Raw genomic sequence first — 14,925 nt, forward strand, 5'->3', positions numbered from 1 at the left:
TTTCGACGGCCTGATCGCTTTTGATGATGTTGATGAACTGCGTCAGCTTTTTCTGCATCAACTGGAACGAGATGCTTTGATCTGCCTGGATCGAGCCGACCAGGCGCCCGGTGTCCTGCTGCGGGAAAAAGCCCTTCGGAATCACGTCGTAAAGATAGAAGTTGAGACCGAGCACGGCGGCGAGCAGCAACATCATCAGGGCCGGATGCCGCAGGGCCACGGCCAAGGTTCGCCGGTAAACGTTCAGCATGGCCTCGAACAAGCGCTCGCTGGTCCGATAGAGCCGCCCGTGCTGCCCGACCTCGTGACGGAGTAGCACGGCACACATCATCGGCGTCGTCGTCAGCGAAATCACGAGCGAGATCAAAATCGAAATCGAGATCACCATCGCGAATTCGCGGAATAGCCGGCCGATAATGCCGCCCATCAGAAGAATCGGGATGAACACAGCGATTAGCGAAATGCTCATCGACAGCACGGTAAAGCCGACTTCGCTGGCGCCCTTCAGCGCCGCTTCCAGCGGCGACTTGCCGTCCTCGAGATGGCGGGTGATGTTTTCGAGAACGACGATCGCGTCGTCGACGACAAAGCCGGTCGCAACCGTCAGCGCCATCAGCGAAAGATTGTCGAGGCTGTAGCCGAACAGATACATCGCGGCGAAGGTCGCGATCAGCGACACCGCGACCGCGACGAGCGGCACCAGCGTGGCGCGCAGGCTGCGCAGGAACGCGAAGACCACAACGATCACGAGCAAGACCGCGAGAACGAGGGTGCGTTCGACATCGTGCAGTGAAGCCCGAATGGTAATCGAACGATCGACGGCCAGATTGATGTCGATGGCCGGCGAAACCGACGCCCTGAGCAGGGGCATCATCCCCTTCACCAGATCGACGGTCGAGATGATATTGGCGCCGGGCTGCCGGTAGAGAATGATCAGCACCGCCGGCTTGCCGTTGGCCAGGCCCGCATTGCGCAGATTTTCGACAGAGTCCGTTACTTCGCCGACGTCGGAAAGACGGACCGGCGCGCGATTGCGGTAGGCGACGATCAGGGATTTGTAGTCGTCGGCCTTGTTGGCCTGGTCGTTGGCATAGATCTGATAGCGCTGGTCGCCGACATCGATGCCGCCCTTGGGGCTGTGCGCGTTGGCACTGGACAGCGCCGCCCGCACGTCTTCGAGGCCGACGCCGTATTTGTAGAGCGCCTGCGGAATCAGTTCGGCGCGCACGGCGGGCAGCGAACTGCCGCCGACCACCACTTCGCCGATGCCCTCGACCTGCGACAGCTTCTGCGCCAGCACCGTCGACGCGGCGTCGTAGAGATCGCCGCGCGTCATGGTGTCGGACGTCAGCGTCAGGATCAGAATCGGCGCATCCGCCGGATTGACCTTGCGGTAGGTCGGATTAGTCCGCAGGCTGGTCGGCAGGTCGGCGCGTGCGGCATTGATCGCAGCCTGCACGTCGCGCGCCGCGCCGTCGATGTTGCGGTTGAGGCCGAACTGCAGGGTGATGCGGACGCCCCCCACCGTGCTCGACGAGGTCATCTCGGTAACGTCGGCGATCTGGCCAAGATGACGCTCGAGCGGGCTTGCCACCGTGGTGGCCACATCCTGCGGGCTGCCGCCCGGCAAGGTGGCCCGTACCGAGATCGTCGGAAAGTCGACCTGCGGCAGCGGCGATACCGGCAGCTTGAAGAATGCCACCACGCCGGCGGCGGCGAGGCCAAAGGTCAGCAGCGTTGTTCCGATCGGCCGGCGAATGAATGGGGTTGAGGGACCCATCGCTAGCTCTCATTCCGCCGGCTGGGCGGTTTCGCCCGAACGGCCGGAGAAGCGGATCGCGAGGCGATCGAACCAGAGATAGATCACCGGCGTCGTGAACAGCGTCAGGAGCTGGCTGAGCAGAAGGCCGCCGACGATGGAAATGCCGAGGGGATGACGCAGCTCGGAGCCGGCGCCGGTGCCGAGCATCAAGGGCAGGGCGCCGAGTACGGCGGCCATCGTCGTCATCAGAATCGGCCGGAAGCGAAGCAGACACGCTTGATAGATCGCCTCCCGCGGCGACTTGCCCTCGTGACGTTCGGCGTCGAGGGCGAAGTCGATCATCATGATCGCGTTCTTCTTCACGATGCCGATGAGCAGGATGATACCGATGATGGCGACGATGGTGAGATCGTCGCCGGCCATCATCAGCGCCAGCAGCGCCCCGATGCCGGCGGATGGCAGTGTCGACAGGATCGTCACGGGGTGGATGAAGCTCTCATAGAGCACGCCCAGCACGATGTAGACGGTGACGATCGCCGCCAAGATCAGGAACAGCTGATTGGAAAGCGAGGACTGAAACGCCAGCGCCGCGCCCTGGAAGCTGGTGATCACGCTGGCGGGCAGGCCGATATCGGCCTGTGCCTGCTTGATCGCGTTGACGGCATCGCCGAGGGAGGCGCCCTGCGCCAGGTTGAAGGATACCGTGGCTGACGGGAATTGCCCGAGATGCGAGACTTGCAGCGGCGCGGTTTCCTGCCGGAATTTTGCAAGCGTCGCCAGCGGAACGGGCGTCGAGCCGACCGAGGAGGGCAGATAGATGTCCGATAGCGATTGCAGCGAGGTTTGCAGATGCGGATCGGCTTCCAGAATGACGCGGTACTGGTTGGAATTGGTGAAGATGGTGGAGACGATCCGCTGACCGTAGGAATCGTAGAGCGCATTGTCGACGGTCGCCGGCGTGATGCCGAAACGGGCGGCCTGGTCGCGATCGATCTCGACAAAGACCGAAAGTCCCTGATCGGAGATGTCGCTGGCGACATCGCCGAGCTGCGGCAGCGCTCGCAGTTTGTCGACCAGCTTCGGCGTCCATTCGGAAAGCTGCGCCGGATCGGCGTCCTGCAGAATGAACTGATACTGCGTTTTGGAAACCGTGCCTTCGATGGTCAAGTCCTGCACCGGCTGCATGTATAGCGTGATGCCGGCCAGCGACTCCGTCGCGTTCTGGATTCGCCGCATCACGGTAGAAACGTCGGACTTGCGCTGGGCGTAGGGCTTGAGGTTGATCAGGATGCGCCCGTTGTTGAGCGTCGTGTTGGTGCCGTCGACGCCGATGAACGAGGACAGGCTGACGACGTCAGGGTCTTTCAGGATGATCGAGGCGAGCTGCTGCTGGCGCTCGGCCATCGCTGCATAGGACACCGACTGCGGCGCTTCGGAAATCGCCTGGATGACGCCGGTGTCCTGAAGCGGGAAGAAGCCTTTCGGGATCACGACATAAAGCAGCCCGGTCAGCACGAAGGTCGCAAGTGCGACCATCAGCGTGAGCGGCTGATGGTCCAGCACCCAGGTGAGGGCATGGCCATACATCTCGATGATCCAGTCGAACGCCTCGCGGCTGCGGCGCTGGAATGCGTTTTCCCGAGTGTGGGATTCCGGTTTGAGCAATTTGGCGCAGGCCATCGGCACCAGGGTCAGTGAAACCACCGCCGAGATCAGAATCGTGACCGAAAGGGTGATGGCAAATTCGCGGAACAGGCGCCCGACCACATCTGCCATGAACAACAACGGGATCAGCACCGCAATCAGCGACACCGTCAGCGAAATGATGGTGAAGCCGATCTGTTCCGAGCCCTTCAGCGCAGCCTGCAACGGGCTGTCGCCTTCCTCGAGGTAGCGGGAGATATTCTCGATCACGACGATGGCGTCGTCGACCACGAAACCGGTCGCGATCGTCAGCGCCATCAAGGACAGATTGTTGAGACTGAAACCAAACAGGTACATGACGCCGAGCGTGCCGACCAGCGACAGCGGCACCGACAGGCTCGGGATCAAGGTCGCGCGCGCGTTGCGCAAGAATACGAAAATCACGAGCACCACGAGGATGACCGCGAGCGTCAGTTCGAACTCGACATCCTCGACGGAAGCGCGGATCGTGATCGTGCGGTCGGTCAGGACATTGACGTCGATCGCCGCCGGCAGCGAGGCCTGCAGTTGCGGCAATAGCGCCTTGATGCCCTCGACCACCGCTATGACGTTGGCGCCGGGCTGGCGCTGGATGTTCATGATGACGGCCGGCGTTTCATTCATCCAGGCGCCGAGCTTGTCGTTCTGCGCGCCGTCGACGACGTCGCCGACGTCGCTGAGGCGGACCGGCGAGCCGTTCTTGTAGGCGACGATCAGCGATTTGTAATCGCTTGCGTTCCTGATCTGGTCGTTGGCGTTGATGGTGTAGGCGCGCATCGCGCCGTCGAAATTGCCTTTCGGCGTGTTGACGTTGGCCGTGCCAAGCGTGGTGCGCAGGTCGTCGATATTGAGTCCGTAGGCGGCAAGCTTGCGGATGTCGGCCTGGATGCGCACTGCCGGCCGCTGCCCGCCCGAGAGGCTGACGAGGCCAACGCCGGGGAGCTGAGAGATCTTTTGCGCCAGGCGCGTGTCGACGAAGTCCTCGACGTCCGTGAGCTTCATCGTTTTGGAGGTCAGGCCCAGCGTGAGGATCGGCGCGTCGGCGGGATTGACTTTGGCATAGATCGGCGGCGCCGGAAGATCGGACGGCAACAGGTTGCCGGCGGCGTTGATGGCGGCTTGTACCTCCTGCTCGGCGACATCGAGAGAGATGGTCAAGCCGAACTGCAGAGTGATGACGGAAGCGCCGGCCGAACTGATCGAACTCATCTGGTTGAGGTTCGGCATTTGCCCGAACTGCACCTCCAGCGGTGCGGTCACGGACGAGGTCATCACATCCGGACTGGCGCCCGGATAGAAGGTCTGCACTTGAATGGTCGGATAGTCGACCTCAGGGAGCGCTGCGACCGGCAGGAAGCGGAAAGCCAGCAGGCCCGAAAGCATGATGGCGATCATCAGAAGCGTGGTTGCGACCGGTCGTAGGATGAACGGTTGCGAAGGGCTCATTGCTGTTGTCCACCCTCGGAACGCCGTTTCTTGCCGCCGCCGGATTTATTGGGTTCGGCCGGCGCCTGACCAGGATTGGCCTGCGCCGGAGGAGTCTCCGAGCGGATGACGATCTTGGCGCCGTCGCGGAGCTTGTCGGCGCCATCGATGACGATGCGGTCGCCCGGGTTGAGGCCGGACAGAACCTCGACGCGGTCACCGTCGGTGACGCCAAGCTTGACCGGGCGCACCGAGACCGTGCTGTCGGCATTGACGAGATAGACGAAGGTGCCGGGCGCGCCGCGCTGAATGCCGGCGGTCGACATCGTCGTCACGTCCTTGTGGGTGTCGAGCAGGAGGCGGATGTTGACGAACTGGTTCGGGTAGAGCAACCGATCGTCATTGGGAAATTGTGCGCGCAACTTGATCGTTCCGGTGGTCGGATCGATCTGGCTGTCGAAGGTTTGCAGCGCTCCGTCGGCGATCTTGTTGGCGCCGGTGCGGTCAAGCGCGGTGGCGGGCAACACCGCACCGGCCTGGATGCGCTTGGCGATCGCCTGGAGATTGTCTTCGGGCACCGTGAACAGCACGCTGATCGGCTGCAATTGGGTGATGACGACCAGACCGTTGGTATCGCCCGGGGTAACGTAATTGCCCTGGTCGACCTGGCGCAGGCCGACGCGCCCGTCGATCGGCGAGACGATGTGGCAATAGGCCAGATTGACTTCAGCCGACTTCACCGACGCCTTGTCGGCTTCAACCGTGCCCTGGTTCTGGGCGACGAGCGCAACCTGTGTGTCGAGCGTCTGGCGCGGCACGGCGTTCTGTGCCGCGAGCCCCTGGTAGCGCGCGAGGTCGACCTGCGCGCCCTTCAGGGCGGCTTCATCGCGCGCCAGTTGGCCTCTCGCCTGCGCCAGCGTAGCCTCGTAAGGCCGTGGATCGATTTCGGCCAGCAGGTCACCTTTCTTGACCTCAATGCCTTCCGTGAAATCAATCTTCATCAGATAGCCGCTGATCTGCGTGCGGACGGTCACGGTCGCGAGCGACGACACGGTGCCGAGCGCATTGATGTTGATGCCGATGTCACCCTTGCCGACGGCTTCGGGAACGATCGACATCGGACCGGAATTGCGGCCGCGTGCGCTTTCCGGCGGCGGCGTCGCCTGTTTGGTCCACCAGACGATGCCGCCGACCACCAGCAGGATGACGATCGATGTCAGGACGAAGCGCCGGACAGGCCGCGGTTTGGCGGTTTGCGCAGAACCAAGCGAAGGAGCTTCTTCAAAGTTCTTAATCGGTTGGTTCATAGACCTGCCATCAGATGAGAAATGTGAGCGGGGTTGTCCGCCATTTGCCGCAGGAACCGCCTCCAGGGGCCGCTGCCAACCCTATTTGAACGTCCCGGCTTCAGGTGTCGCATTAACAATAGGAAAGAATTGCACTTTTTGTTTCGACCGCGACTGCCAGGCAACAATCAAATCTCGCTTGGGCCGTTCAGATGGTTCGAAGACCAGGACGGTTGATCGGGCCCAAACGACACATTGTTATCCGATCCGTCCGCCGCCACAAGGCCGTGGCCAAGGGGGAATCGCGCAGATTCGTGTCCCCGAGGAAACAGGCGCGGCTTGTCTTCAGGCAGCCGAATCCATCAGGCTGAACGAGCCTCTGACCAGGGCCTTGCGCCCCTTATCCGTAATGGCGGGCACGCGGTCGTCGATTCTCGCAAGGCCGAGCGCAATTAGGCCCTCGAGCGCCAGCCGGGTCGAAGCGGGCAGTCCGGCAAAGGGTGAACGGAGGGCTTTCAACGCTTCCCACTGGTCGGGTCGTAGGTCGATATCGTTCTGGTCGCTCATGCTGCCTCGGTCGTGAGTCGCTTGCTCCGTTTACGGGAAGCGCGTGAATCCGATGCGACCACAATGCGTCGGCAATGGGTTTGCACGCGCAACTTTTCTTGAATCGCTTAAGGCTTGAAATATCGGCCGCCTTGCCTCGGAAACGTTTGGTAACGCGATTGTCACATCTGCGTGCCATCTGACGGTGTCAGCCGCCGCGAATCGATGGCATGACAAGGGATATTGCTCGCCTGCGGATGAACACACTGAAGGTAATCGCGCCGACCAAATCGCCCGGCAAGGGCAGGCTGAAAGGCCTCGGTATTGTCGTCAGCATTGCCATTGCGGCGATCGCGATTTTCGCGCTGACCCACACGCTGAAAACGATCGACACCAACGAGGTATTCGAAGTCATCAGACACACGAATATCTCGCTCGTTGCGCTGGCGGCCGCGCTGGTGGTCACCTCCTACGCCAGCCTGACGTTTTATGACTTGCTGGCGCTGCGGACCATCGGCCGGACCGAGATATCCTATCGAACCGCGGCGCTCGCGAGCTTTACCAGCTACCCGATCGCGCACGGCATCGGCGCCGTTTCGCTGATCTCGCCGGTGATCCGCTACCGGGTTTATTCGTATCATGGCCTCGGCGCGTTCGAGGTCGCCAATATCTGCTTTCTGACGGGGCTGACGTTCTGGCTCGGCAACCTGACCGCGCTCGGGATCGGATTGTTCTTTGCGCCCGACGCGATCAGCCTGGTCGATTTTTTGCCGCCGAAGGTCAACCAGTGGATTGCGATGGCGCTGCTGCTCGGCGTCGTCGGCTTCCTGAGCTGGTGTTGGTTTCCGCGCAACATCGGCACCAGGCGCTGGCCGGTGCGGCTTCCTTCAGGGCCGCTGGTGTTGCTGCAAATCGTGATCGGCATCTTCGATCTCGGGGCGGCGGCGCTTGCGATGTACGTGCTGATTCCCGCTGGGCCGAATATCGGAATTTTCCCGATCATGGCGGTTTTCATCGCCGCGACGCTATTGGGCTTTGCAAGCCACACGCCGGCCGGCATCGGGGTCTTCGATGCGACCTTCCTGATCGGACTGGGCAAGGACGACAAGGAGCCGCTGGTGGCGGCACTGTTGATGTTCCGCCTGATGTATCACTTCCTGCCCTTCATCTTCGCGCTGTGCGTGTTTGGCGTCGTCGAGGGATGGCGCAGTTTGCGGCGCAAGGAAAGCGGACAGGCAAAGTAGCTGAACGTCGGTTTACACCGGCGAGTTGAGCTTCAGTCCGACCATGCCCGCGACGATCAGCGTCAGACAGATGATGCGGACCGGATCGGTCGGTTCGCTGAAGATGACCATTCCGATCACGATGCTGCCGGCGGCGCCGATGCCGGTCCAGATCGCATACGCCGTGCCGAAGGGCAGGGACTTGAGCGCAAACGACATCAGCGCAAAGCTCGCCAGGATCGCAAGCGCGGTGGCGACCGTGGGCCAGAACCGGGTGAGGCCGTCGGAATATTTCAATCCGAAAGCCCAGGCGATCTCGAACAGACCCGCCGCGAATACCGCGAGCCAGCCTGTCACAGCGACCTCGGCAAAACGGTGACGTGCCGGGTGCCGCGAGGCGAGGCCTCGATCCCTGCGGTGACGCCGGTAGCTTGAGGCGGAGCCGACATGAATAGCCCTCGTCGCGGTTGGTCGTGATCCTCCATGCGATGTTCGCACGACATCCATGTGACAGGCCCGGCGCTGTCCTGAAAAACGAGCGACGATCCAACGGCATCGCCATCGGGCGATTCCGGACCGCTGTCGCAAAACTGCAGCGAGCGCGCGTTATTCTGGCTGAATTGTTGAGCAGTGTGGCGGTTCAGAAGTCCGCATCATTACTGCCGCGAGTTCGTCATGCGGACTTCCGAACCAAAGCCACACTAGATCAATAAATTAGCTAGTGTCCTTTCGATTCCGAAGTTCGAAACCTGGCTCCGTAAGATGCAACGAACTTCGGAATCGGGACACGAGAGGTTCGCATGAACAGCCAGCTCATCGCCGATGCCGTTCGCAACAGCATGAGTGATGCTGAAGCAACGGTCTGGGACAGGCTGTATGCGTTCTGGCTTCGTCGCCTGGTCTATACCCAGATCTGGGAGGACCCGGTCGCCGACCTCGCGGCGCTGCGTCTGCCGGTCGGCTCGACCATCGTCACGATCTCCTCGGGCGGATGTAACGCGCTTTCTTATCTGATGGCGCGGCCGGCGCAGGTCTATGCCGTCGATCTCAACGAAGCCCATCTGGCCCTGCTCAAACTGAAGTTGGCCGGGCTGCGGGCGTTTTCCGACTATGCGGATTTCTGGCAGTTCTTCGGCGCGGCCAACTCGCCGGCCAACAGCGATCTTTACCGCGAGCGGCTGCGGCCTTTTCTCGATGCGCAGGCGCGCGGCTACTGGGACAAGCGCAATATCCTCGGTCGTCCGCGCCATGCCTATTTCACCGATGGCTTTTACCGCCACGGCATGCTCGGCCGCTTCATCGGCTTCGCGCATGTCGTGGCGAAGCTGTGCGGTATCGACCCCGCGATACTTTTGAACGGAAGGCTGGACGCGCCCGCGCGCCTCGAGGCGTTGCGACGGCTGGATCGGGCCTTTCATTCCTGGCCCGCCCGCCTGATCACCGCGACGCCGGCGCTATTGTTCAGTCTCGGCATCCCGCGGCGACAGCGCGCCCGGCTCGGAGGTGGCGCACCCTTGAACGAGGTGCTTCACAAGCGCCTCCTGCGCCTGATCGACGGACAGCCGAATGAAGCCAATTATTTTGCCTGGCAGGCGCTACATCGCGGCTATATCGGTCCGGGCGACCGCTGTTTGCCGCCTTACCTTCAGCGCCGCCAGTATGAGCGCATGCGCAACGGTGCCGGCCTGATCATTCCGCACCACGCCAGCCTCAAACAATTTCTGGATGGTCTGCCGGCGCGCGAGGTCGACGCCGTCATTCTTCTGGACTCTCAGGATTGGATGGCCGCTGAGGAAATCCGCGGCCTGTGGACGGCGATCGATCGCGCCGGCACCGACAATGTCCATGTGATCTTCCGTACCGCAGCCGAGGGATCGCCGATCGAAAGCCCGGAACTGGCTTCGCTGCAGCGGATCTGGCAACGGGACGACGAGCGCAGCGCGGTCGGCTTTGCGCTGGATCGCTCGGGCGTCTACGGCGGCTTCCACTGCTACGGCCGGCGCTGAAGCGGGTGGCGCTTATCTAACTTCTCGCGCGCCGTCCGCCGAATTACCAGGGCAGGTAACCTGCCTTGAAGCGCGATTACTCCGCGAGCTCCGAATATCCGGTCGCGGGGACCTGTGCCTCGATCGCCTTCTCCTCCTCCACCGCCTTCGGCTTGCGCAGCCAGACATAGATCTGGGCGGCGAGCAGCACGACCACGATGAACAGGAAGAACGCGCTGATCGGGCGTTCGATGAAGGTCATGAGGTCGCCGCGGGAGATCAGGAGACTGCGGCGGAAGTTTTCCTCAAAACGCGGACCGAGCACAAAGCCGAGCAGGATCGGGGCGGGGTGGAAATCCAGCCGCAGCAGGATGTAGCCGACGACGCCGATCACGAGGGTCTCGCCGACCTGGAACATGTCGTTGCTGGCGGCATAGACGCCGATGCAGACGAAGAACAGCCCGCTCGGATAAAGGTAGCGGTAGGGGATCGAGAGCAGTTTTACCCACAGTCCGATCATCGGCACGTTGAGGACGACCAGCAGGATGTTGCCGATCCAGAAGCTCGCGATCAGGCCCCAGAAGATGTCGGCGTGCTGGCTGATCAGTTGCGGTCCCGGCACGATACCGTGGATGATCAGCGCGCCGAGCAACAGCGCCATCACGGTATCGCCGGGGATGCCGAGGCTCATGGTCGGAATGAAGTCGCCCTGCACCGAGGAGTGGGTCGAGGCCTCGGGACAGGCGACGCCTTCAATGGCGCCGTGACCGAAACGCTCCGGCGTTTTCGAGACTTTCTTCTCCGTCGCATAAGACACGAACGAAGCGATGGTGGGCCCGGTGCCGGGGATCAGCGCGCAGAGGCTGCCGATGATGGTGCCGCGGATCATCGGAAAGAATGATTTCTTGAGGTCGTCCTTCGACGGGAACATGTCGGCAATCCCGACATTGGCGTATTTCATGTCGACAGCTTCGGTATTATTGATGCTGTTCATGAACTCGGCGATGCCGAACATGCCGAGCGCGAGTGCGGCGATTTCGATGCCGTCGAATAGCTCGGTGATGCCGAAGGTGAAGCGTGGCTGGCCGGTCTCGATGTCGGAGCCGACGATGCCGAGCAACAGGCCGAACACCGTCATGGCGATGCCCTTGAGCGGGGAGCCCTTGGCGAGCGTCGATCCCGCGATCAGGCCGACCAGCATCAACGAGCAAACCTCGGCCGGGCCGAATTCCAGCGCCACCTTGACCAGGATAGGCGCGAGAAAGATCATTTCCGTGATGCCCCACGAGGCACCGACGAACGCTGCGATGACCGTGATGCCGAGAGCGGTACCGCCCTTGCCCTGTTTGGTCAGCGGAAAGCCGTCAAGACAGGTGACGGCGTGCGGCGGATGGCATGGCAGGTTGAGCAGGATCGAGCAGATCGCGCCGCCATATTGGGCGCCGTAGTACACGCCGGACAGCATCAGGATCGCCGGCACCGGATGCATGCCGAAGGTGAGCGGCAACAGAATCGAGATGGTGGCGACCGGGCCCATGCCCGGCAACACGCCGACCATGTTGCCGACCAGCACGCCGAGGAAACAATACATCAGATTGTGCGGCTCGAGCGCGACACCGAAGCCATACCAGAGATCGGTGAGCGCGGTTGAGATCACAGGTTCACTCCGCGCAGCAACGGGAAGGGAATGTTCAGCAGATAGTGAAACAGCAGCACGCCGAACACGGTGACGCTGCACGCCAGAACGAATGACGATTTATATGTCGCCGTCTTGTCGCCGAGTGCGCTCACGAACACGCAGGCAAAGATCGCCGGGATCATGCCGCCATAGTATCCAACGACGATGAACAGAACGGGCCCAGCAAGGATGCAGAGCCATCCGAACCACTGCGGATGGTCCGGCAGAAACTTGCTGTCATCGGGCTCGGAGGACAGAAACGCGGTTGCCGCGATCAGGATGCCGACAAAAGCGAGCACGATGCCGAGCACGACCGGCATGAATCCCGGACCCATCCGGGCGAGGCTGCCGAACTTGTAGCCCGAGCCCGTCATGGCGGCTCCGACCCCAAGCAAAACCATCAGGCCGCCGGCATAATAATCCCGTTTCCAGGTGGACTTTCCCGACAACGCGTCTCTCCCGAACCTTATTTTAGGGCCGCGACCCTACCCGGCGCAGCCAAGCCTGTCGATACAGCCGCGTTTCACATTTGGTGCGGGAAGGAACCGACATTGGTCTAACGAGCCTAGCCCAGTTTATCGAGCGATAAAATCGACAAAATATCGCAGGCGGATGGGGCCCGGCCGGGACCGATATCGCGGCGCGGCATGATCGCGCCGGGGGGCTTTACGAGGTAGCAAAGGCCTTTGAATTCGACTATCGATGGGCAAATCATCCCCTCGAAACGTCATTTGCGGATTTTTTGAATGAGCCAACTCATCGTCCACGCCGGAGACTTCACCTTTCAGGCCCGCTTCGAAGAGCAGTTGGCGCCCAAAACTTGTGCGGCGTTCCGCAAGGCCATGCCGTTCAACAGCGAGTTCGTCCATGTGCGCTGGAGCGGCGAGGGGGTCTGGATGCCGCTCGGCGATCTCGACTTCGGCGTCGGCTATGAGAACCACACCAGCTATCCGGCGCCGGGCCAGATGATCCTTTATCCCGGCGGGATCAGCGAGACCGAGATACTGCTGGCCTATGGCGGGGTGCATTTCGCCAGCAAGATGGGCCAGCTCGCCGGCAATCACTTCATCACCCTGACCTCGGGACTTGAGAACCTCTACACGCTTGGCCGGACCGTGCTCTACAAGGGCGCGCAAAAGGTTCGCATCGAGGAGGTCTGAAATGGTCGGAGGCGGATATCCGAGGGATCTCCGTGGTTACGGCCGCAATCCGCCCCATCCGCACTGGCCCGGCAACGCGCGCATCGCCGTGCAGTTCGTGGTGAATTTCGAGGAGGGCGGCGAGAACAATATCCTGCACGGCGACCGCGCCTCGGAAGCGTTTCTGTCGGACGTGCTGGGTGCGCAGCCATGGCCGGGACAACGCCACGCCAACATCGAATCGATGTTCGAATACGGCTCCCGCGCGGGCTTTTGGCGGCTCTTTCGGATTTTCACGGAGCGAAAATTTCCGGTCACGGTGTTTGGCGTCGCAACGGCGCTGAAGCGGAACCCGGAGGTGGTCGCCGCCATGAAGGAAGCCGGCTGGGACATTGCCAGCCACAGCCTGAAATGGGTCGAGCACAAGGATATGTCGGAGGCGGAAGAGCGGGTCGAGATCGCCGATGCCATCCGCATGCATACCGAGGTGACGGGGACACGTCCGCTTGGCTGGTACACCGGCCGCACCTCGATCAACACCGTCCGCCTGGTAATGGAGGCCGGAGGATTTCTTTATTCCTGCGACTCTTACGCCGACGATCTGCCGTACTGGATCAAGGGCGCGGCCGGGCCACATCTGATCATTCCCTACAGCCTCGATCTCAACGACATGCGCTTCGTCAACGCGCAAGGCTTCGGTAATGGCGAGCAGTTCTTCAGCTATCTCAAGGACAGTTTTGACGTGCTCTATGCCGAAGGGGAGACCTCGCCAAAGATGATGTCGGTCGGGCTGCATTGCCGGCTGGTCGGCCGTCCCGGCCGCGCCGCCGCGCTGATCCGCTTTCTCGACTACATCGCAAGCCACGAGCGGGTCTGGGTGCCGACGCGGCTGCAAATCGCCGAGCACTGGCACGCCAACCTCTCGCATCTAGCGGCCGATGCGCCGCAGCTAGGCTAGCCGCCATGGGCGCGACTGACTCAAAAAAGACGACGAAGACCTCGCCGCTCGGCGAAGAGATCGTTGGCCGGATCAATCGCTTGGCGGCGATTTCGGAGACGCCGGATCACCTGACGCGCGTCTTTCTCACGGCCGAACATCGCGCGGCGGCCGATCTGATCATGAACTGGATGCGTGAGGCCGGCATGACCGCGCATCTGGATGCGATCGGCAATGTCTGCGGCCGTTACGAAGGCGAACGTGCCGGTCTGCCATGTCTGATGCTGGGCTCGCATTACGATACGGTTCGCGATGCCGGCAAATGGGACGGCCCGCTCGGCGTCATCACCGCGATCTCCTGCGTCGCCGATTTGAACAAGCGAGCCCGCCGGCTGCCGTTTGCGATCGAGGTCGTCGCGTTCGCCGATGAGGAGGGCGTGCGCTTTTCCTCGACCTTGCTCGGCAGCCGCGCCGTGGCCGGTACCTTCAACGAGCGTGTGCTGACCTCAAAGGATGCAGCCGGAACGTCGATGCGCGATGCGCTGGTTCAGTTCGGTCTCGATCCGGACCATATCGGCGCGGCAGCCCGGGCGCGTAGCGAGTTGCTCGCTTATATCGAGCTGCACATCGAGCAGGGACCGGTGCTCGAAGCCAACAATCTGCCGGTTGGCGTGGTGAGCGCGATCGCCGGCGCGACACGGCTTGCGGCACGGCTGACGGGAATGGCCGGTCATGCCGGCACCGTGCCGATGGCGCTGCGGCGCGATGCGCTCTCCGGCGCCGCCGAATGCATCGCGACCATCGAGCAATTGTGCCTGGAGGATGACGGCGGCCTGGTCGGCACCGTCGGCTATATCCATGCGAGCCCCGGCGCGACCAACGTCATCCCCGGCCAGGCGCATTTCACCATCGACATGCGCGCGCCGACTGACCTGCGCCGCAACCGCTCCGTCACTGAAATGGTGCGGCGGATCGAGGCGATTGCGAAACGGCGAAATCTCGCGCTGCAGCTCGATGTCACCCATGAAAACCGCACCGTGCCATGCGCGCCATGGCTGAAGGCGCAAATCGCGCAAGCGGTCACCGCCGAAGGCTACCCGGCGTTCGAACTCGCAAGCGGCGCCGGCCACGACGGCATGGCGATGGTCGACATCGCCGATGTGGCGATGATCTTCGTGCGCTGCCGCGGCGGCATCAGCCATCATCCGGACGAGCATGTCGAAGTCGCCGACGCCGATGCTGGCGCGCGAGTGCTGCTGCG

The 14,925-nt window shown here is 62.2% G+C and carries 12 protein-coding genes; 5 read left to right on the top strand and 7 right to left on the bottom strand.

What is annotated here, in order from left to right:
• From VFL62_RS20280 to VFL62_RS20295, 4 genes are all read right to left on the bottom strand, one after another.
• On the bottom strand, positions 1 to 1,780 hold a 1,780-nt coding region (locus VFL62_RS20280; protein ID WP_325174168.1), incomplete at its 3' end, for an efflux RND transporter permease subunit.
• Between the two features lie 9 nt (positions 1,781 to 1,789).
• Positions 1,790 to 4,891 (bottom strand): MdtB/MuxB family multidrug efflux RND transporter permease subunit, encoded by a 3,102-nt coding sequence (locus VFL62_RS20285; protein ID WP_325174169.1) that lies wholly within the window; start codon positions 4,889 to 4,891, stop codon positions 1,790 to 1,792.
• Entirely contained in the window at positions 4,888 to 6,177 is a 1,290-nt protein-coding gene (locus tag VFL62_RS20290; RefSeq protein ID WP_325174170.1) for an MdtA/MuxA family multidrug efflux RND transporter periplasmic adaptor subunit, read from the bottom strand. The genes VFL62_RS20285 and VFL62_RS20290 overlap by 4 nt, the downstream gene beginning before the upstream one ends.
• A gap of 324 nt (positions 6,178 to 6,501) precedes the next feature.
• Positions 6,502 to 6,723, bottom strand: a complete 222-nt coding sequence (locus VFL62_RS20295; RefSeq protein WP_325174171.1) for a hypothetical protein — start codon at positions 6,721 to 6,723, stop codon at positions 6,502 to 6,504.
• Between the two features lie 209 nt (positions 6,724 to 6,932).
• On the opposite strand from VFL62_RS20295, the gene VFL62_RS20300 reads away from it, so the two are divergent.
• A complete protein-coding gene (locus VFL62_RS20300) occupies positions 6,933 to 7,946 on the top strand; it encodes a YbhN family protein (RefSeq protein WP_325174172.1) in 1,014 nt (337 codons plus the stop codon).
• 12 nt (positions 7,947 to 7,958) lie between these two features.
• Here the strand turns inward: VFL62_RS20300 and VFL62_RS20305 are convergent, their stop codons facing one another.
• On the bottom strand, positions 7,959 to 8,282 hold the full coding sequence (locus tag VFL62_RS20305) for a multidrug efflux SMR transporter (RefSeq protein ID WP_325174173.1): 324 nt from the start codon (positions 8,280 to 8,282) through the stop codon (positions 7,959 to 7,961).
• 443 nt (positions 8,283 to 8,725) lie between these two features.
• Between VFL62_RS20305 and VFL62_RS20310 the strand changes: the two genes are divergently transcribed.
• Entirely contained in the window at positions 8,726 to 9,931 is a 1,206-nt protein-coding gene (locus VFL62_RS20310) for a BtaA family protein (RefSeq protein ID WP_325174174.1), read from the top strand.
• A gap of 76 nt (positions 9,932 to 10,007) precedes the next feature.
• Here the strand turns inward: VFL62_RS20310 and VFL62_RS20315 are convergent, their stop codons facing one another.
• Both VFL62_RS20315 and VFL62_RS20320 read right to left on the bottom strand, forming a co-directional pair.
• A complete protein-coding gene (locus tag VFL62_RS20315; protein WP_414644789.1) occupies positions 10,008 to 11,501 on the bottom strand; it encodes a tripartite tricarboxylate transporter permease in 1,494 nt (497 codons plus the stop codon).
• A gap of 62 nt (positions 11,502 to 11,563) precedes the next feature.
• The gene (locus tag VFL62_RS20320; protein ID WP_325174176.1) at positions 11,564 to 12,037 is read right to left on the bottom strand and encodes a tripartite tricarboxylate transporter TctB family protein; all 474 of its coding nucleotides are present in this window, start codon (positions 12,035 to 12,037) and stop codon (positions 11,564 to 11,566) included.
• Positions 12,038 to 12,334: 297 nt separating this feature from the next.
• Here VFL62_RS20320 and VFL62_RS20325 point away from each other — a divergent pair, with 297 nt between their 5' ends.
• The 3 genes from VFL62_RS20325 to VFL62_RS20335 form a co-directional block, all read left to right on the top strand.
• Positions 12,335 to 12,748: a DUF3830 family protein gene (locus VFL62_RS20325; protein WP_325174177.1), complete on the top strand. Its 414-nt coding sequence runs from the start codon at positions 12,335 to 12,337 to the stop codon at positions 12,746 to 12,748.
• Between the two features lies 1 nt (position 12,749).
• Positions 12,750 to 13,685 (top strand): allantoinase PuuE, encoded by a 936-nt coding sequence (puuE, locus tag VFL62_RS20330; RefSeq protein ID WP_325174178.1) that lies wholly within the window; start codon positions 12,750 to 12,752, stop codon positions 13,683 to 13,685.
• A 5-nt stretch (positions 13,686 to 13,690) separates the two neighbouring features.
• Positions 13,691 to 14,925: allantoate amidohydrolase (locus tag VFL62_RS20335; protein ID WP_325174179.1), on the top strand; the 1,235-nt coding region annotated here is incomplete at its 3' end.

Origin of the sequence: Bradyrhizobium sp. (genome assembly GCF_035701725.1) — a bacterium.
Lineage (GTDB): Bacteria > Pseudomonadota > Alphaproteobacteria > Rhizobiales > Xanthobacteraceae > Bradyrhizobium.